The organism is Deltaproteobacteria bacterium (genome assembly GCA_020845895.1).
Classification (GTDB): domain Bacteria; phylum Lernaellota; class Lernaellaia; order JACKCT01; family JACKCT01; genus JADLEX01.
Map to the genome: position 1 here is coordinate 16,435 of JADLEX010000013.1, position 19,626 is coordinate 36,060.

The 19,626-nt window shown below is 64.8% G+C and carries 14 protein-coding genes; 5 read left to right on the top strand and 9 right to left on the bottom strand.

Features of this window, described 5'->3' with window-relative positions; all coding sequences use genetic code 11:
- Nucleotides 1–40: 40 nt before the first annotated feature.
- Together IT350_01430 and IT350_01435 are read right to left on the bottom strand one after the other, a co-directional pair.
- Nucleotides 41–886 carry a hypothetical protein gene (locus tag IT350_01430; protein ID MCC6156682.1) on the bottom strand — a complete coding sequence of 282 codons (846 nt, stop codon included), beginning with the start codon at nt 884–886 and terminating at the stop codon, nt 41–43.
- 53 nt (nt 887–939) lie between these two features.
- Nucleotides 940–2,682 (bottom strand): M23 family metallopeptidase, encoded by a 1,743-nt coding sequence (locus tag IT350_01435; protein MCC6156683.1) that lies wholly within the window; start codon nt 2,680–2,682, stop codon nt 940–942.
- A 54-nt stretch (nt 2,683–2,736) separates the two neighbouring features.
- Between IT350_01435 and IT350_01440 the strand changes: the two genes are divergently transcribed.
- Both IT350_01440 and IT350_01445 read left to right on the top strand, forming a co-directional pair.
- Nucleotides 2,737–3,693, top strand: a complete 957-nt coding sequence (locus tag IT350_01440; protein MCC6156684.1) for a response regulator — start codon at nt 2,737–2,739, stop codon at nt 3,691–3,693.
- 1 nt (nt 3,694) lies between these two features.
- Nucleotides 3,695–4,855 carry a serine hydrolase gene (locus tag IT350_01445; protein ID MCC6156685.1) on the top strand — a complete coding sequence of 387 codons (1,161 nt, stop codon included), beginning with the start codon at nt 3,695–3,697 and terminating at the stop codon, nt 4,853–4,855.
- Here the strand turns inward: IT350_01445 and IT350_01450 are convergent.
- Nucleotides 4,836–5,747 (bottom strand): polyhydroxybutyrate depolymerase, encoded by a 912-nt coding sequence (locus IT350_01450; GenBank protein ID MCC6156686.1) that lies wholly within the window; start codon nt 5,745–5,747, stop codon nt 4,836–4,838. The genes IT350_01445 and IT350_01450 overlap by 20 nt on opposite strands.
- 155 nt (nt 5,748–5,902) lie before the next feature.
- Here IT350_01450 and IT350_01455 point away from each other — a divergent pair, with 155 nt between their 5' ends.
- Nucleotides 5,903–8,002, top strand: coding sequence for a hypothetical protein (locus IT350_01455; protein ID MCC6156687.1), 2,100 nt, complete (start codon nt 5,903–5,905; stop codon nt 8,000–8,002).
- Nucleotides 8,003–8,041: 39 nt separating this feature from the next.
- Nucleotides 8,042–8,509 (top strand): chemotaxis protein CheX, encoded by a 468-nt coding sequence (locus IT350_01460; protein ID MCC6156688.1) that lies wholly within the window; start codon nt 8,042–8,044, stop codon nt 8,507–8,509.
- Between the two features lie 79 nt (nt 8,510–8,588).
- On the opposite strand, the gene IT350_01465 is transcribed toward IT350_01460, so the two are convergent.
- From IT350_01465 to IT350_01490, 6 genes are all read right to left on the bottom strand, one after another.
- Nucleotides 8,589–10,790 (bottom strand): hypothetical protein, encoded by a 2,202-nt coding sequence (locus tag IT350_01465; protein ID MCC6156689.1) that lies wholly within the window; start codon nt 10,788–10,790, stop codon nt 8,589–8,591.
- A 45-nt stretch (nt 10,791–10,835) separates the two neighbouring features.
- Nucleotides 10,836–11,732, bottom strand: a complete 897-nt coding sequence (locus IT350_01470) for a hypothetical protein (GenBank protein ID MCC6156690.1) — start codon at nt 11,730–11,732, stop codon at nt 10,836–10,838.
- A gap of 174 nt (nt 11,733–11,906) precedes the next feature.
- Nucleotides 11,907–12,281, bottom strand: coding sequence for a hypothetical protein (locus IT350_01475; GenBank protein MCC6156691.1), 375 nt, complete (start codon nt 12,279–12,281; stop codon nt 11,907–11,909).
- Nucleotides 12,282–12,490: 209 nt separating this feature from the next.
- Entirely contained in the window at nt 12,491–13,315 is an 825-nt protein-coding gene (locus IT350_01480; protein MCC6156692.1) for a hypothetical protein, read from the bottom strand.
- Between the two features lie 11 nt (nt 13,316–13,326).
- Nucleotides 13,327–15,600 (bottom strand): TonB-dependent receptor, encoded by a 2,274-nt coding sequence (locus IT350_01485; protein MCC6156693.1) that lies wholly within the window; start codon nt 15,598–15,600, stop codon nt 13,327–13,329.
- Between the two features lie 129 nt (nt 15,601–15,729).
- Nucleotides 15,730–16,011, bottom strand: coding sequence for a hypothetical protein (locus IT350_01490; protein MCC6156694.1), 282 nt, complete (start codon nt 16,009–16,011; stop codon nt 15,730–15,732).
- A gap of 285 nt (nt 16,012–16,296) precedes the next feature.
- On the opposite strand from IT350_01490, the gene IT350_01495 reads away from it, so the two are divergent.
- On the top strand, nt 16,297–19,623 hold the full coding sequence (locus tag IT350_01495) for a hypothetical protein (GenBank protein MCC6156695.1): 3,327 nt from the start codon (nt 16,297–16,299) through the stop codon (nt 19,621–19,623).
- The last annotated feature ends 3 nt before the right edge of the window (nt 19,624–19,626 follow it).

Sequence of the window (19,626 nt, forward strand, 5' to 3'; positions counted from 1 at the left end):
ATCGTAATATTTGTAACGGACGAATCGCCGCGAGGCGCGGCTACGGCGCGTCGCGCACGGCGGCGACGTCGGCGAGGCACGCGTCGTCGAAGCCGACCGGATCGGTGTTGCCGCCCGCGATGCGGTCGGCGAGCAGTTCCACGATCGACGCCCCCTCGTAGGCCCAATACATCAGACACTCATCCGAGACGTCGTGGTCGCCGTGCGTCGGGTCCTTGTGATTCGTGACCATCGGCAGGCCGTTGTCGACGAGACCGATCACGTGGCCCAGTTCGTGGGCGAGCACGTGCTGCTCGGCGAGACGACACAGCGTGCTCTCGAAGGGCAGCGGCGTCGCGCACGAGTCGTCGATGTCGTCGGTGAAAATCGCGAGATGACGGTTCCCCCACGCGACACCGAGCACCGTGCCCGGCCCCGCGCCCGCGTCGTACGATCCGTCCACGTAGAGCAGGTGGATCGCAATGGTGTCTTCGTCCACGTCGAGGTTCGCCGTCGTTTCGGCCAGCGCGTCGAGGTCATCAAACGTCCACACACCGCCCGCGCCGACGCCCTCGATCGTCTCGTCGGTGATCGCCTCGATGCCGCCGGGCTTGTCGATCACATCCGCGTAAACCTCGATCACGCCCTCCATGGCGTCGTCGCGCGGGCCGTATCCCGCGACCGCGTCGATCTCGAAGACGAGACGCGAAAACGGCTCGGCGCGCAGGTAGTTCGCGATGCGGTCCTCGCCCGTGCCGCCGCCGTCGTCGTCATCGGCCGCGTCGTCATCGCCGCTCCCGCCGCCGTCGGAATCGACCGAACCGGAGTCGTCATCGTCACCGCCGCAGGCGGCAAAGCATGTTGCCGCGAGCGCGAAAACCCACACCGCGAAAAGCCGTGTCGTCATGGGGAAATTGTAAGACGGCGACCCGAGCGCGTCCATGATCCGCGCGATACCGGCTAAAACGCCGCCCGCCACTCGGCGCTGATGGCGTTCCCGCAGCGGTCCTCGGCGCTCGCGCGCACGGCGTGCTCGCCGCCCCCGAAGCCATTCCTCGCCGCGAAAAACGCCTCGCCGGTGCGCTCGTGCACGTCCATCACCGCGAGCTTGCCGTCCACCTCGACGCGCACCGTCTCCCACTCCACACCGCAGATCGCATCGGAGAAACGCACCCCGGGCGGCGTCGGCGGGGTCGAACGCCGTTTCCGCTTCACGCCCGCGCGCGCCGCGATGGCCTCGATGCGCGGCGGCGCTTCGTCGCGCAGCAGACAGAACTCGCCGCCCGCCTCGTCGGTCTCGCCCTCCAGCGTGTCCGCGAATGGGTCGAGCGCGCGACCGAGAAACTTCACGCCGCGACCCGATACGCGTGTGATCGCGAGGCGCTCCGCTTCCTCGTTTACATCCGCGAGCGACCACACCACGCGCAGCGGGCGACGCAGTTGCACCCCCGGCGCGCGCACGGCCACGCACGCGTCAACCGCCGCGGCGTGCGCGCGGCCGATGTTTTCGATGGTCACGCGGATCGGCTCGTACAGGCTCTTCGCATCGGCGCGCAGCGTCACACGACCGTCCGGCGTCGCGACCGCGCCATGTTGATCGAGCACCGCACCGCCCGACCCGCGCGGCCACGGACGGCGCGACGCGTCGGGATTCGCGATCACTTCGACGGGCACGCTCCATGTGTCTGACTCGCCCACCGCGTCGAAGACCTCGATGCGGATCTCGTGAACACCCGGCGGCAGATCGGCGAGCGTGCCCGCGTCGGGCGCGGAAAAGTGCGGGAGCTTTGCGGGGTAGGGGTTGTAGACGCGATAAAACCGTGCCTTGCCGACGACGTCGACGTGCGTCTGCTCGACGCTCGGCTCCTCGTACGAAAATCGCTCGAAGCGCGTCTCGAATCGAACCGCGCCCCCGGCGGACCACGTGAGCCGATACGGCGCGAAGGCGCGTCCGCCACCCGTGTGCCGGTCGCTCGCATCCACGGCTACGCCCACGCGCCCGCTCACGCGCACCGGCGCCGCGCCAGGGGCGGCGCGAGAAATCACGACCGGCGCAAGACCCCCGTCCGCGCTCGCCCATTCGTCCGCGGGCACCAAGGCTATCGAGTCGATGCGCGGCGGTTCGGAGTCGGCCACCGACAGGCCGTTCGTGAGCGGGTTGATGGGGTCGGAATCGTTCGCGCGCAGTTCGAAATGCAGGTGCGGCGTGCGCGTGCCGGTTTTGCCGCCGTAGGCGATCACCTCACCACGCCGGACGCGCACCTGATTTTCCCAATCCTCGAAGTAATAGTCGAGATTCTCCCGCCCGGTCTTGCGGCGAAGCTCGTCCGCCACCGCCTCGATGCGGTCGCTGAACCGGTCGAGATGCGCGTACACCGACACGCGGCCGTCGTCGTGCATCACGTACAGGCCGAAGCCGTACCCGTATTTCGACACGCGCACGCGGCGCAGCCAGCCGTCGGCGATCGCCACGACGGGAATGGTCCCGACGCGCCCGAAGAGCGAGATGTCGAGCCCGCCATGCGGGTGACCGTTTCGCTTGTCGAAGATCACCGAGGTCACGACCGGATCGGCCTGCAACGGCCATGCGTAGGACGGCGGCGCGACCTGGGCTCGCGCGGGTCTGACGACCGCGAACACGCACACAACAAAAACCGTCGCGAGGACCGCGCGTCGGTTGATTGCCACTCGCGATTTTGTCATCATTTTCACCCGCGTTTCTGCCGATATGTGGGAAGCGGGGATTTCGAACGAACGATGCGATTCGCGCGCACGGCCGCATGGGCCGATTTATCATGGCGCGACGCGAGGGGTGACGACGTGGGCAACATCGAAAAGGTCCTGGTGGTCGACGACGATCCGATGATCGTACTGATGCTGGAGCACGCGCTCAAGACCGCGGATTTTCAGGTTCTCAAGGCGAACGACGGCGAGAGCGCGTGGGCGATCTTTCGCGCGGAGCGTCCGTTCCTCGTGCTGACCGACGTCGAGATGCCCGGCGGCGACGGCGTCTCGCTGCTGCGCCGGGTCAAGGACGAGGACCCGGACACGATTGTCGTGGTCGTCACGGGCAGCGAATCCGAGGACTACGTGATCGATACGCTGCGCGCCGGCGGCGACAACTTCCTGAAAAAACCCCTCGACCTGCCCTCGCTGCTGACCATGGTGCGCGAGTACCGCGAGATCGCCTCGCGCGAGAACTTCCTCAAGAGCGCGCGGCGCAGCCTCGACCGACTCGACCTGTCGCTCACGCTGCCCAGCGACCCTGACCTGCTCGCGTCCGCCGCGCAGCTGATCGAGCACGAACTCGAACCGTTCCTGAAAAAGGACGACCGCCTCGCGGTGCGTCTCGGCGTGTACGAGATGCTGCAAAACGCGCTCGAGCACGGCAACTTCGAGCTGACGAGCGCCGACAAGGCAAACGTGCTGGAAACGGGCGGCATGGCCGAAAAACTGCGCGAACTGCGCGCGCACCCGGTGTTCGGCAAGCGCATGATCTCCGTGAAGCTGTCCGCGGATGCCGGCCAGTGCCAGATCGCGATCCGCGACGAGGGCAAGGGCTTCGACTGGCGCGCGTGGCTCGAAGGTTCGGGCGCGGAACGGCTCTTCGACGCGAACGGGCGCGGCCTGCTCATCACGCGCGTGTATTTCGACAAGCTCCACTACAACGAGGCCGGCAACGAAGTCACGCTCGTCAAACGGCTCGCTTCGTGAGGTGACCGCACCGGGCCGCCTGTTGGCGCGCATCACCGCGCTGACGGCGCTGGCGTTGTTGGCATCGCTGGCGTCGTGCACCTTCGGGCGCGTGCTGCGGTATCGCGAATCCGCCGTCGATGACTGGCGAATCTTCGACGCGCGCGCGATGCATCCCTCTCCCATGCCGTTTGCGTTCGTCGAAGCGCCGGACGCCGCCACGCGGCGCATCAACGTCACGTTCGGCGGACGCACTTTCGACCTCGACGAAGAGATGGCGAAAAACGACACACTCGCGCTGCTCGTGCTCCATCACGACAAGCTGGTGTACGAGCGCTACTTCAACGGCCATTCACGAAAAGAGCGGTCGATGTCGTTCTCGATGGCCAAGTCGTTCACGTCGATTCTGCTCGGCCAGGCGATCGCCGACGGCAAAATCGCCCTCGACGAACCCGTCACGGAGCGCGTGCCCGAGCTGGCCGAACGCGGATTCGACCGGGTGCGTCTCGCGCATCTGCTGCAGATGACCGGCGGCACGAATTACCGCGAGAACGACTGGCCGACGGGGCGGCATCCACACTTCTACTACACCGAGCATCTGGCGCCGGCGCTGCTGCGCCTGCGTGTGGTGGATGAGCCGGGCACGGCGTGGCGCTACCGCAGCGGCGAAACGCAATTGCTCGGCCTCGCGCTTTCGCGCGCGCTCGCACCTGAAACGATCACGTCGTATATGGATCGCCGCCTGTGGATGCCGCTGGGTATGGAGTCGGAAGGGTACTGGTCGCTCGACAGCGACGAGGGCGGGCTCGAAAAAGTGTTCTGTTGCCTCGCGGCCCGCGCGCGCGACTTTTTGAAGTTCGGCCGCCTGATGCTGCGGCAGGGCGATTGGCAGGGCACGCAGCTCGTGCCCCGCGAGTGGGTCGCGGCGTCCACGAGCCTCGACGAAACCGAGGGCAGCCCGTGGGACTATCAATACGCGTGGTGGATCGCCGACCCGCGCGACGGCGATTTTTTCGCGGGCGGCCACCTCGGCCAGTACCTCTACGTCAGTCCGAAGCGCGACGCCGTGGTACTGCGCCTCGGCACATCGCGCGGCAAGTGGTCGCGGGAGGAGTGGCGGAGCCTTCTACCCACGTTGCTCGACGACATCGTGTTGACAGACGTCAGCGCGATAGGCTCTTAAAAAACTCCCAGATCGCCGTCGTCGCGCCGAGATCGCGGACGGGCGCGTCACCCAGTGCCCACGTCCTCGGGCCGCCGGGCCACGTGTGGCCGCCGCCGTGGAGGGTGACGATCACGACGCGCGTGCCATCGGCGCAGCCGCTGAAGATCTCGGTTTCCACGTTGCCCTTGCGCGTCACCGTGGGCGCGCCCGTGCAGCGGTTTTGCATCGACCAATACGTCTTCGCATCGGCGACGGAGCGATCGACGCGCGGGTGCGGGTCGAGCTGCTTCTCCGGCGTGCCGCCCTCGTAACGCACGTTCTTGTCCGCGGGACCGTGCATGACGAGCAGCGACACGGGCCGCGACGCCGCGCACTCGGCGCCCATCGAGCCCGCGACCGGCGCGATCGCCGCGACGCGGTCGGCGCGCTCGCACGCGAAGCGATACGCCATCATCGCTCCGTTGGACAGGCCGGTCATGAACACGCGCCGCTCTTCGCAGGGCGTGAGCGTTTTGACGTGATCGAGCAGCGCCGCGAGAAAACCGACATCGTCGATCTTGCGATCGAGGGCGGGGCCGCAGCAGTTGCCCGAGTTCCACACGGCGAGGCGCTTGATGCGCGCCGAGATGCCCTCGGGGTAGAGCACCAGAAAATTCTCGCGGTCGGCGAGGTGCGAAAAACCCGTGAGCTTGGCGATCTGCGCCGCGTTGCCGGCGCCGCCGTGCAGCACCACCACGAGCGCGCGACCGCCGGGCGGCGGTTCGCCGGGAGGAACGTGCAGGATGAAGACCCGCTCGTCGCCGCCGAAACGCAGCGTGCCCTCGTGATCGCCGGGCGAAGAAAAATCCGCGGCGAACGCGGGCACGGCGCATAGCAGCGCAATAACGAGAGGGGCAACGAGACGGCGCATGCGTCAATGCTAACGCCGCCGGCAGCGGCGAGGCAATGAGGGGTTCGGATCGTGGTTGTTGGTTTTTGGTTGTTGTTTGTCGCGCGGCAGCTGCGCGACGATTGCCAAACACGGCGGGCGGTCTTAATAATCGTCGGGGTTTTTTGGAGCTTCACGTGTTGGGGAAATTTCGACCAATCATTTTTGTGCTCCTGGCGGCGGCGCTCGGCGTAATCGGCCTTGGCTGCGCGGACGATGACGATTCGCCTTCGTCGGACTCCGGCGCAACAGGCGACGATGCCGATGACGACGCGGACGATGACACGGCGGACGACGATTCGGATGACGACACCGGCGACGACGACACGTGGCCGCCGCTGCCCGACGACGATGCGGATGACGACACCGGCCCCGCCTATCCCGAAAGCTGCCCGGACGGCCCGATCTTCGACTTTCAGATTCGCCAGGGCCCCTTCACCGTTCCATTCCCGAACAATCTCTACACCACACCCGACGATTCCACCGCGACCGGCATGCGCGTGTCGATCAACGAAAACGTCACACGGCCCATCGGCATGGTCGCCTCGCTCGGTTGGATCTTCGACGCGGTCAACACGCTCGACGGTTTTTCGACCCTCGGCAGCATCTACGTGCCCGTTCACGACGAGGTCGATCCCGTCACGTTGCCGGACATCACCGACCCGGGCGCGCTCGACGGCATCTTTCTCATGGTCGCCGATCCCGCCAGCCCGCACGACGGCGAGTTCGCGCGCGTCAACGCCGAATGGATCAAACGCAGCGTGCGTCTCACGCCATGGTGGCCGCTGCGCGAACGCACCCGCTACCTGCTCGTCGCGACGCGTAATCTGACACCCATCGCGGGCGGCTGCTACCGGGCGTCACGGTCGATGCAGGACGTGTATTTCGCGACCGAGGGCGAGGGCGATCGCGGCATCGCGGCGCGCTACGCGGACGATCTGGCGCGGCTCGCGGACATGGGGGTCGCGCCGGAAAGCGTGCTTTCGATCGCCGACTTCACGACGCTCGACGCGACCGGCGGCATGAACGCGGTGCGCAAGAAGCTCGACGAGATGGCCGAGGACGATCCGCCGGAGTTGACGAACTGGGTGATCTCGCCGACCGGCGATGCAAATCTCGACGCCTTCGCCACCGCGACACTGTCGGTGCCGATCTTTCAGAACGGCGACGGCGTGTGGGAATTCGACGGCGGCGAGCCGGTGGTGCAAAGCTATGAGGACATCACCGTGGTGCTGTCGCTGCCGTCGGCGGACGCGCATCCCTCGGGTCAGCCGTGGCCGATCGTGATCTTTGCGCACGGCGCGATCTCGTCGAAGGGTCACGTCTATTCCGACCACGTCGGGTCGTTCTATGGCGAAAACGGATTCGCGGTGGCGGGCATCGACGCGGTCTGCCACGGCGAGCGCGCGCCCGAAAGCGATTTCGAGTTCGCGGTGGCGCTGTGCTACTTCGATTTTCTGTCGCCGCTGCGTTGGCGCGACAACATCCGCCAGACGATCTCCGACCACCTGTGGCTCGCGCACGCCCTGCGCGCCATGGAAGCGCCGGACGCCGTGCCGCTCGGCGACGACCCTTCGGCAGGCTCAGGGCAGGCTGCCGGCGACGGCACGCCCGACCTGGACGGCCAGGCGCAGTACTACTTCGGCCATTCGCTCGGCACGATTCACGGCGGCATTTTCGCCGCGCTGGCGGACGACATCGACGCCTTCGTCATGGGCATGGCGGGCGCGAAATACACGACGATCGGGCTCGAAGGACCGGTGGTCGAACCGTTCCGGGACGTCATCGAGGACCTGGAGGAGCAGATCCCGAGCCTGCGCTTGGTGGATTCGGTGTATGCGATCGGCGCGCTGCTTCAGAACATTTTGGACGCCGGCGACCCCGCGAACTACCTGAACCACGTGAAGGACGACCCGCTCGACGGCATGGAAGGGCATGACCCCGACGTGCTGCATATGGGCGCGTCGGACGACTACACGCTGGGCGGCGCGTCGGGCGGATATTTCGCGCGCGCGGGCGGTTGGCCGCAGCTTGAGCCTTTCGTCTGGGATGCCGATACACCCCGTGCGTCGTGTCCGCACGAGGGGTCGGGCTTCTACCAGTATGACACCGATGAGCACCAGCTCATGTTCGTCGGCGACGCGATGGGCGATGCCTCGCGCGAGCAGATCGCGCACTTCCTGCGTACGCACCTGGAAAACGGCGTTGGGGAAATCATCGATCCGCTGGCCGACTAGTTCGACTCGATCCGGGCGGCGCCGCCGCCGGAGGGCTCCATGAAAGCCGAATTCATCAACGCGTTTCCGGCGGCCTTTCTCGATGTCCTTTCGAAAATGGCAAACACACCGGCCGAGGTCGGCAAGCCGTTTCTGAAACGGGACGATCCCGGTCACGGCGACGTGAGCGGGTTGATCGGCTTGTCGGGCGCGCGCGTGCGTGGTTCGCTCGCCATCACGTTCCCCAACGAAACCATCATGGCGATCACGTCCCGAATGCTCGGCGAAACCTTTACCGAGGTGGACGAAACCGTGATCAACATGGCGGGGGAAATCGCCAACATGGTGATGGGCTCGGCCAAGAATTCGCTGGGAGACCTCGGATACAAATTTGAGATGACGATCCCCTCCGTCGTCGTCGGTCCCGCGCACGTCATCGCCCACCAGAACCGGCTGCCCGTCGTCGCCGTGCCCGTCACATGCGACGCGGGCTCGATCCATCTGGAACTCGCGTACGAGGAGATGTGAGAGGCCCTCACCCCGGCCCCTCTCCCGTCATGACGGGAGAGGGGTGGCGAGTAAAGCGAGACGGGGTGAGGGGCGAACCTCAGTCCGGATCGCATAGCCCCGAGCAATACTGCTGGATGACGCCCGTATCGAGCAGCGTCGCCGCCTGATCCAGGACGTGCGGCAGCAGCACGGCGTCGGAATGCACGCCGTTGTCGCCGCCGGGCGGCACATTTTCATCGGGCGGGAAATTCGCCAGCGCCTGATCCACCAGATAAATCTGCGTCATCGTCGGAATCGTCGTCGGAGCGGGAACTCCATCGAGTCCCACGACGTCGTAGATCGCGGGGGACAACAGGTCGGCCCCCATGGCTCGCGCCAGCACCTCGGTGGACATGTTGGGCACCTGCGAATCGCCGATGGATTCCTGCAGCAGCACCACGCGTTCTTCCGGCGCGTCGGGCAGCGGACGCCGGTACATGAGTTGCGAAATGTTCACCGGGTCCGCGTGATCGAACAGCGACTGCATGACCGTGATGCCGATCTGCTGGATCAGCGGGTCGGGATAGAAGACGTCCATGAGCGTCTTGACGAGCAGCCAGTTCACCGAGCGCGACAGCAGGTTCGACCACACGGCGCCGGGCACCGCGAGCACGGCCCGCTCGAGACGATGCGAAATCGCGACGAACGACGCACCCTGAATGCCGCCGAGGCTGACGCCGTAATAGTAGACGCGCGTGTCGTCGAGCAGCGCGTGATCGCCCACGTCGATCTGATCGTCGAATTGCAGGTCGGCCAGCGCCATCTCGGTCATCGCGAGGTTGTTGACGAGCGATTGCTGGAGGCGGTCGGTCACGAGGCGGATGCGGTTCAGGTCGGGCAGCAGTTCCTCGATGATGAGTTCCAGGTCGCCCTCGGACAGGCCGATCCAGTCCGTCGCGATCATCACCACGCCGTGTTCCTGTGCGAGCCCTTGGAAGATACTCGCACCCCAACCCGCCAGATACGAGCGCCCCGACCCGAACAGGCCGTGGCCGAACACGACCAGCGGCAGCGGCTCGCCGTCGTAGGCTTTTGCCGGAATAATCATCGTGAACGGGTAGCTGCGCGGCCCCTGCAGGGTCGGATGATGGTCGGCGTCGTAGTTGAACTCGCTGTCATCGTTCAGGTAGTTCGGCGGGGTGAAATCGCCCTGCACCATGTAGGCCAGATTCGCGTTCGGATCCTTTTGCACGAGCGTCAGGGTGTATGAGAACCCGGTGCTCGCGGCCTGTTCCAGCGTGGCGTCGCGCATCGAGAGCACGCTGCCCAGAATGTAGTCCTCGCTCGCCACGGTGAAGTCCCAGGCGAGCAGCAGGTCGTCGCGGTCGTAGTCCTTCGAGTCCAGAAAGTCGAAAATGTCCTCGTAATCGGAACGCACACCCTCGATGATCGGGTTCGTCGTCAGGACATCATCGCGCAGCGCCGCGAAAGCCGGGGGCGATTCGAAAGGCTCGCCGTCCGCTCCGATGACGTGGTCGGTCAGCACCACGACGTGGCGCGCGCCGTTTTGCATCGGCTCCATCGGGCGGACGATCATGGCGTAGCGGCCGTCGTAACCGCTGCGCCGGTTCATATCCATTTCGACCATGCACAGCCCGCGCTCGCCGTTGTCCATGTTGAACAGGGCCACGGGATTGCCGGGCGTGAGGGATTCTTCCATCTCGTGAATGTTCGTGAGCACGTCGGGATCCACATCGCGGCCGAAGTGCAACAGGATCGGCGACGCGGGGGAGGAGCCGTCCGCGGTATTGATCATGGTCACGTCGAAAAACTTGCCGGGACGCATTTCCACCGCGTCCTCGGGATAGTTCACGCGCTTGCCGGTCGGCGTCGTGGGATCGTCGATCTGATAAAACGCACTGGGGTACGGCAGCAGACATTCGTTGCTGGTGGCGAAGGGATTGCACCCCTCGGGGATGTCGATGTCGATGAGATCGGTGTCGTCATCGGCATCGTCGTCGGAATCGTCATCCGCGTCGTCATCGGAGTCATCATCGGAGTCATCATCGGAATCGTCATCGGAATCGTCATCGGAATCGTCATCCGAGTCATCATCGGGAAGGGGCGGAAAGGTGTCGTCGTCGCCGGTCGCGTCGTCGTCATCGGCAACGTCGTCGTCAGTCGCGTCGTCGTCGGGCAACGACGCGCTCGAGTCGTCGTCAGCCGAATCGTCACCGCCGCCGCAGGCCGCGACCGCGAGCAACATCGCGAGCACCGCGACGCGCATCGTCCCTCGTCCGATTCTCCGCAGAATTCCCATGTTCGCCTCGATCCCGGTAGAGTCCGCGCGTCGTCGCCGGCCTCGTCACTGCGTGAAGCCGACCGCCTTGCGATAGTCCGTCAATTCCTGCTTCCACTTCGCCACATCGTCGGGATGATGCTGGGTGGCGAATTTTTCCCAGCGACGGCAGTGGAAGAGAACGTTGTCAGCCAGTGCCGGCAGCGCCACCTTGGTCGCCTTGTTCACCACGGGCAGAATCGCCGCCAGATTCCCGCCGGGATTCGAATCGACGTAGTAAATCAGGTCGGTTTTGAGCAGATCTTCGCGCGATTTCACCCATTCCTTGGGCAGCGGAGCCACGTGCCACGTGCCCGTGTTCTTCTCGGTCAGAATCGCGCCCTTGCGAAACTCCTCGACGGCCGGGTTCATCTTGTCCTGGCACTTGATGCCGGGGACCTGATTCCAGGTGCTCTCCCACGGAAAGCTCTGGCGGTTGTTGTGACGCTCCAGCGTGAAATGGCGCGGATCGACGAAGGGCATGACCAGAAGCTGGTACATGTAGAACTTGCCGCCCTCGACGCACGGCGCGCAGTCGAAGGTGTAGGGCATGAATGTGCGCTTCTTGGTCGTGATCGAGCCGTTGGAGGGAAACTCCTCGGACTCGAGGTCGAATTTTTCGACGTTGGTGATGACGCGCCAGACGGTGGGCGGCTCGAAGGGCACGACAAGGCGCATCCAGCCCTCTTTCAGACCGCCTTCGCCTTCGAGCAGGCGGGGAATCGGCTTGCCGGCGAGCAGATCCGCGGTTTCGCTTTCCGAAAGCGCCACCTCCGGAATCTTGAGCTTCATCGACTTGGATGCGTTGGTGTCGAACGACACCGGCTCGGACCACTGCGCCGTCAGCGGCGCGGCCAGGAGTAACGCGGCAAAAAGAACGACCAACAGCGCCAGCGTGCCCGATCGAACGGATATCGACTGCATCGGTGAATCCCCCTCGCCCCGTGAAACGACGATTCGAACGTGGGGCGCCCCGGGGCGAATGTGTACCATCCGCCTCGCGAAACGGGCAATAGGGGAACCGCCGTGGAGCGTCGGATTCTGGCGGCGGCAGATTCCGGCTGTGTCAGCCTCGGGCCGCGGCAGATTCCGACCGTGTCACGCCGGCAGCATGTAGCCGCCTTCCGGGCCGCGTACGAGCAAACCCTTGCGCACGAGGCGGCCGAGCGTGGCGTAGACCACCGCCGACGAGCCGAGATACCCGGCGCCGGCGAGCTGCTCGAGAATGAATTTGGGTTCGATGGGCTTTTTCTTGCCCTTGAGCGCGGCGAAGATCATCGGCGTCACTTTTTGCTTCGTGCGCCGGCGTGGCATGGACGCCTCGAAGACTTTGAGTTTGCCCGCCACCTCTTTCAGGAGTTCGAGCGCCCGACGTTTCTCGGTGAGTTGGTAGTCGATCGCCTCGATCTCCCGCGACAGGGTTCGGATCTCGTACTGAAGCGTCCGATACAGGTCACCACCATTCATATTCATGCAAACTCTCCACGTCATGGGCGGGGGTTCCCTGCCCGCGCGACGAATGCCGCACCGATTGCCCCACGCCGGTCACCTTCATGAAATTCCGCGCCCGACACCACACGCGCCGGAACGATGTCCACATGCATCAAATCGCTTGTGGCACATCCTGTCAATCGGTCGGTACGGCCCAAACCGGGAGTCCCGATCCGAGATCCACGGACATTTCACTCTCCGGACGTGACCTCGATAATTGCATGGCTCCAGTCCACACCCGCGCTCTGGATGCGCACCTCGCCGTCGGCGATGATCGAAGGGCTGTTTTCCCTCGCGACGCACCACGCGTGATATCGGCCCGCCTTCTTCGGCAGCCGCCACTCGGTGGCCTTTTCGACCGAAAACTCCATGCCCTTGGTGGCCGTGTACCAGTGGAAGGTCACGTTGTCTCCGCGCGTCGGGAAATCCACGTCGGCAATCAGCTTGATGGCCCCCTCGTTGCCCACGACCGTCACGCCGTCTCCGCCCGGCTCCGTCGGCTTGGCGTCGACGAGCACGTCGATCTTGTTGAACACCGGATTTTCCTTCGCCGGCTCGTCCATGACAATGAAGGATTTGAGCGCGAGAAGCGGATTGTCCTCGAGATCGCCGACGGCCATGGCGACGGTGAGCACCGTGCCCTCCGGATCGTAGGGAATGCCGAATTTCTGTTCGAATTCGTTCGGATTCTCGGGCACGGTGAACGAAAACGGCGGCAGCCCGGGCGCTTCCATGTACAGCTCGCCCGCGGGAATCTCCTCGCCTTGCTCGCCCGCCGAGAAACTCGCGATTCCGGTGACGATCCACGTCTTGGGTTCCAACAGCGGCTCGCCGTCCATCGTCACGGCGACACCCGTAATGGTGACCGTGTCGCCGGGCGCGGCCTCTCGCGGCTCGGTCTTGATGGCGATGACGCGATCCTGCGTCAGACGGCTGGGCGGATCGAATTCGGGAACGTCGCACGCGGCGACCAACATCGCCGTCATGAGACCCAGGATCGGTGCAAATCGTTTCATCTCGGACCTCCCTACCACCGGGCCGCGACGCCGAGCGTCGGATAGAAGGTCGGCAGCGACAGCGCCTCGCGCTGCGTGTAGTCGTAGTTGTAGATGTAGCCCACGGGCTGCTTGCGAAAATAGACGTTTTGCAGGTCGAGATAGACCGTGAGCTGCCAGTTCGTGTACTCCCACGCGCGATCGACACGCACGTCGAGTTGGTGGATGTCGTCGTCGCGCTCTTCGTTGATCTTGTCGCTGTAGAGCGGCACGTAGGAATCGGTGTCGGCGTTGTAAAGCGCCGACTCGATCGGCGTGAAAGGCAACCCCGTGGCGTAAGTGAAGCGCCCGCCGACGCGCCAGTGCTCGCCGAGCCGATAAGACGCCACGACGACCGCGTTGTGCCGCTGGTCCTGATCGAAATACCGCCAGTCGTCGCCGGGCTGATCGCGCCGCTCGCTCACCGTGAACGTGTACGCCAGCCAGCCGTAGAGCCGGTCGGTCAGTTCCTTGCGCGCGAGCAGTTCCGCGCCGTACACGTGCCCGATACCCTCGTTGTTGTAGGGTTCCGGGTCGTCGGCATTCGTGCCCGCGACGAGGTTTTCGAGTTGCTTGTAATAGCCCTGCGCGTCGAGCGACCATCCCTCGCCGAAGTCGTACTCCGCCCCGCCGTTGTAGCTGACCGCATACTCGGGATCGACCTGGTCGGTGCCGAAGGGCGGCAGGAACTCGTCGGGTTGCGGATACTGATGATAAACGCCGACCGCGCCCTTGAATGTGAGCTTTCTCGTCGCGAACACGCGCGTAAAAAGCCGCGGATCGAACGACGACCGCGTCACCTCGATATCTTCGTTATAGAACGTGCCCGCCGTCGCCCGGACCCCCGGCGTCAGGATCACCGTGTCGGCGATCTTGACGGAGTCCTCGATGTAGCCTTCGAAGATGCCGAGCGAGAGCGTCTCGTCGTAGCGGTACGACCGCTCGTTGAACAGGTTGGCGCTCGGGTCGCCTTCCTTGGGCGGGCGAATCACGTCGGCGGTCACATGGAACTCGCCGGCCATGCCCTCGACGCCGACGGCGAGCGTGCTCCACGGCGCGATCTTCCAAGTCAGGTCGTCGCGCACCACGGGGACCGTGCCCGAGATGTCGAAGGTCGTGTCCTTGAAGACGGCGATGGACAGATTCTGGATGTTGTACGCGGCGGCGAGCCGGTTGGTGACCGAGGCGTCGGGCGTGAATGTCCACGACAGCGACGGTTGGTGAAACCAGGTTTCGAATTCGAAGGTCTGATCCGCCGTCGGTTGCTCCTGGTTCGCCTCCTTGTTGACGAGCCCGAACGCGTCGTCGGAGCCGTAGGCGAACAGGCGAATGGAGTGGCGGGGGTTGGGCCGCCAGGCCGCCTGCGCCTGGTAGTCGTAGAAGCGCGGCACGACCGTGAAGGCGCCCTGATCGTCGGGCATGAGTTCGGGCAGGATGAAGTCGATGAAGCTGCGCCGTACCGCCGCGCCGCCGCTCCACGCGCCGTCCTTGTCGAACGGGCCTTCGGCGAGCACGAAGCTGGAATAGTTCGTGATGTCCGCGACGCCGGAGAATTTTTCGTTGTTCGGCGGCCGCGTGTTGATCTCGACGATGCCGCCCATCGCGTTGCCGTATTTCGTGGAATACCCGCCTGCGTAATAGTCGAGCGACTCGATCCACTCCGAGTTGATGACGGTCTGCAACCCGCCGAAATGCAACAACTGCGGAATGTCGAACCCGTCCACATAGTAGCGGCTGTCCTCGGGGCTGGTGCCGCGAATCGCCGGGCCGATCGTGAACGAGCTGACGGGGTTGCGCACCACGCCGGGCATCGACTCCACGACGCGCACCGCGTCGCCGCCCCCGCCGGGCATGGTCATGATCTCCTCGCGAGACACGCTCTGTTTCGCGACGTCGGCGATCTCCTTGCGCGCGGTGACGGCCACCTCCTGCAATGTGAACTCGCCACTCGCCGGTTTCAGATCCACGTTGCGCGTCGCCGTCTTGCCGGACACGGTGACCGATTCCTTCACCGGCTCGTAACCGTTCGACGAAAACACGAGCACGTATTCGCCGTCGGGCACGTTTTCAAACCGATAAGCACCTTCCTCGTCGGTCAGCGTCGTGCGTTCGGTTCCCTCGATGTCGACCTCGACGCCCTGCATCGGCACGAGCGACGACGCATCGGTCACGACGCCCGCGATCCGCCCTTCGGCGGCGGCGGTCGACGCGCCGGGCGCGGCGAGCACAAACGCGGCGAGCGCGCACGTCAAGATCCATCGCGACATGAATTCGGCTCCTCGTTTGACGTCGGCACGTCCGGACGCGCCCAAAAATACGCAGGAATCGATTAACACATCCGACCGAACCTGCCTAGAAATATCCGTGGCGACCCGAAGACCGAATGGAACGGCTCGTTACCGGCAGATCTTCTCGATCATCCGCACGAGATTGTCGATCCGCTCGCGTCCGATCTCGCTCGATCCTTCGACGCGGGCGATTTCGGCCTGCAGGATCTCGCGGATCGATTCGCGGTCCGCGCGCATGCGGGCCAGCAGACGCACCTCATCCGCGGTGAAGCTCTGGCCGAAGGTGCCGAGCGAGAGCTTGGCGATGAGCACACGCATCCGTGCGAGGTCGCCGGTCGGGTCGGGTCTGGATTCCGAAACATCGGCGCGGGGTTTTCCGGCTTCGTCCATCGTTCGACCTTATCGTTCTGCCGTAGAGAGGGTCAACGAGGAATTGAGACGCTCGGGAAACGCGAAACCAAGTCCAGCATGACCGAATCCCCGACCATCATGACATCCGACAGGGATGCTGGGTGACCTTCATTACCGTCCGCGCACTCCTCAAAATCTCAATTTGATTCACGACCGGCGTTCATGATAGTTTTTCCGACGAAGAGGGCGAAGACGAAACCCTTCTTGAATGCGCGTCTTGGAAAAATGTGACCGTCGATCGACGCTTCGCGGGTGGAGTCGGCGATGTCTCGAACGGGATTGGTCCGGGCGTACTTGGTCATGGCGATGTTCACGCTGGCCGCGTGTGTGTGCGGCTGCGGCGGCGGCGAGACGCAGGATTCCGGCCGCGTCGGGGGAGGCGGCGACGACGACGCGGACGAGGACGACGACTACACCGCCCCGCCGGATGACGACGTGAACGACGACGATGTCGACGACGACACGCAGGACGACGACACGCAGGACGACGACACGCAGGACGACGACATCGACGACGATACCGGCGATGACGACACCACGGCGACCACCACGACCACGACGATCGTCACCACCACCAGCACCACGACCACCACGAGCCTGCACTTAGAGACGGAACGCGTCGCCGGCGGATCGCCGGGCAGGGACGGCCTCGACCTCGCGGTCAACTGGGACGGCCTGATTTACGCGGCGGCGATCAAGGGGCGTTCGCTCATCGCGTACAAGTGGGAAGAGGGATTCGGGGTGAACGCCGAGGACATCGGCGTGATCGCCGAGGCGCCGTCGATCGTGTCGCTCGGTCTCGGCGGGCAGACCACAATCGTCCACATTGCGTACCGCAATCCCGTCGAAAAATCGCTCGACCTCATCCGCGACGTCTGGAGCACGCGCGTGCACGAAACGGTCGACGCGAACGGTGAGATCGGCTCCGACATCGCGATGGCGGGCGATACGAACGGCGACCTGCACATCGCGTATTACGAAGAACTGAACGGCGACCTGCGCTACGCGACCAACAAGAGCGGCACCTGGTCGATCCAGAATGTGCTATCCGAGGGCAACGTCGGCCGCCATGTGGACCTCGCACTCGACTCCGAGGGCTTCGCGCACATCAGTTGCTACGACGCGACGAACGGCCGGCTGCTGCACCTCAGCAACGAAACCGGCACATGGGCGGCGCAGCAGGCCGACCTGACCACGTGGAACGTCGGATGGGACACATCCATCGCGATCGGACGCGACGATGCGGTCTATATCGCGTACTACGATGTCTCGTTCGAGCGGCTCAAACTGACCAAACGGGCGGCGGGCTCTGGCGTTTGGTCGTCGCAGACCGTCGTGAACGAACCGGCCCGCGATCCGGGCGTGATCGTGGACGGTGACGGGCACGTCCAACTGGGATATCGCACCGAGACGGCTCTGGGATTCGCCACGAATCAGAGTGGTTCGTGGGAGTTCGACGACCTCGAAGCGGGGACCTTCGGTCCGCTGGCCGTTGCGCGGGCCCCCGACGCGACGCCGGCGTACCTGTACCACGATCAGGCCACGGGCGAACTCAGGGCGGGCGTCTATCGGCGAAAGCTCGTGACCGAAACGGTGGCCGAGGTCGGCACCGTCGCGCGGCCGATGATCACAGACCTCGACGACAACGGCATGGCACAGATCGTGTACCTCGACAGCACCGGCCCCGAGGACTTTTTCATCAATTTCGCGCAGCGGGTCGGCGAGGACAGTTGGGGCGTCGCCACGGTCGTCGACGAGGCGTCGGGGCACGTCTCGCCCGACTGGATTCACAACACGGACGGCCGCCGCCACGTGGTGCTCGGAATGCACGAGCGGCACACGCTGTCGTGTCTCGGCGATTCGGAGTACGTGGCCGATGTCGCCATCGGTTCGGAAAACGACCCCACATGGGATGTCGAAATCCTTCTGGCCGACCACGAGCACTACTTCGAGTCGCGACCCGTCGTGATCGCGAACGGCGACATCTTCCACGTCGCCTACGTCGAATATGACTGCGTGAACAACACGTCGCGGCTGATGTATCGGCTGCGCGACAACGGCGTGGACACCGACGAGGAGGTCGCCACGCTGGTCGGCCCGATTACGCGCTACGACATGGCGGTCCACAACGGTACGCCGATGATCGTGTACGAAGACGACAACAAGCCGCGCTATGCCTACCGCACGGGGATCGGGTGGCTCAAGGCCCTCATGCACGACTACTCCGGCATGTTCATGGCCGATCGTCCTTCGATCGCCGTCGATTCGGACGGCGCGTTCCACGCGATCTACTACATCTACAGCGACGTGCGTTTCATCCACAGCGTCTACAACGAGGACCTCGACGAGTGGCAGCCCGAGGACCCCGATCTGCCTTACGACTCGATCACGAATTCCTACGACCTGTTCTTCGACCGGCACGACCACATGCATGTCGTGTTCAGCGGACCCACCGAAGCCTTCTACATGACGGACTCCGAAGGTCCGTGGCTCTACCAGAAGGTCGGCGATCAGGGTGGTTTCGGTAATTGGGCCGACGGCGTTGTGGACGAGGCGGGGCATTTCCACATCGGCTACTACGGAGTCGACGAGGCCAGCTCGCCCAAAATCCTCAGCTACGTGACCGACGCCGGGCGCGAGTGGACGAGCTGGATCATGGACGACACCGGTTCGACCGTGCGCTGCGCCGATGTCGCATGGGACGACGGCGATGGATCGGCGATTGTTTACGGCGACAGCGCCGACGGGGGCGTCACCTACGCGGCCAAACCCGGCGCGGCGTGGCAGTTCGCCCAGGCCGTTTCCGGTTCGGCGGCCGCGTTTTCGGTTGCCCTCGCGTTCGAGTCCGACGCCACGCCGCACGTCGCATTCGCCGTGGACGGCGATGTCGGCCACGCGACGCGGGACCCCAACTGGAACGATGAGACGATCGCCTCGCCGGGCGACGTCCCTGTCGCAATCGCGGTGGACGGAAACGATGTGCCGCATGTCGCCTTCGTGGACGGGACCGCGCTCAAACACTGGACACCCGCGGATGGTCTGGAGACGATCGCCGGCGTTTCGGCGTTTTCCCCGGTGGCCATCGCCGCACGTGGGACCTCGCTGGTCGGCATCGCCTTCCGCGAGACCGGCACCTTCGACGCGAAGATCGCCTGGCTCGTCGGGTCCGACTGGCAGATCGAACCGATCGACACCTCGCCCTCCGACGGCTCGACGATCGACCTGTTCATCGGAACCGACAACATCCCCCGCGCGGCGTACACCGACGCCGACACGGGGCTGATCCGCTACGCGTATAAGGATGGCGCGTCGTGGACGAGCGAGGGCGTGGCGTCGTTCCTGAGCGAGCCGACGCGCGCGGCCATCGTGTATGCCCCCATCGCCGAACTCGCGCATCTGGCGTTTTACGACGCCGACGATACATCGTTCGGTTACGCCATCCGCGCGAACGACACGTGGCAGTCCTATATCGTGGACGACGTCGGCGATGCGGGAGATTCGGTGACGCTCGCCATCGACGACGCGAACGTCATCCACGCGGCATACCTGGCGGGCGGCGCGGTTTTTTACGGATACCTCTCGCTCGAGTGACGC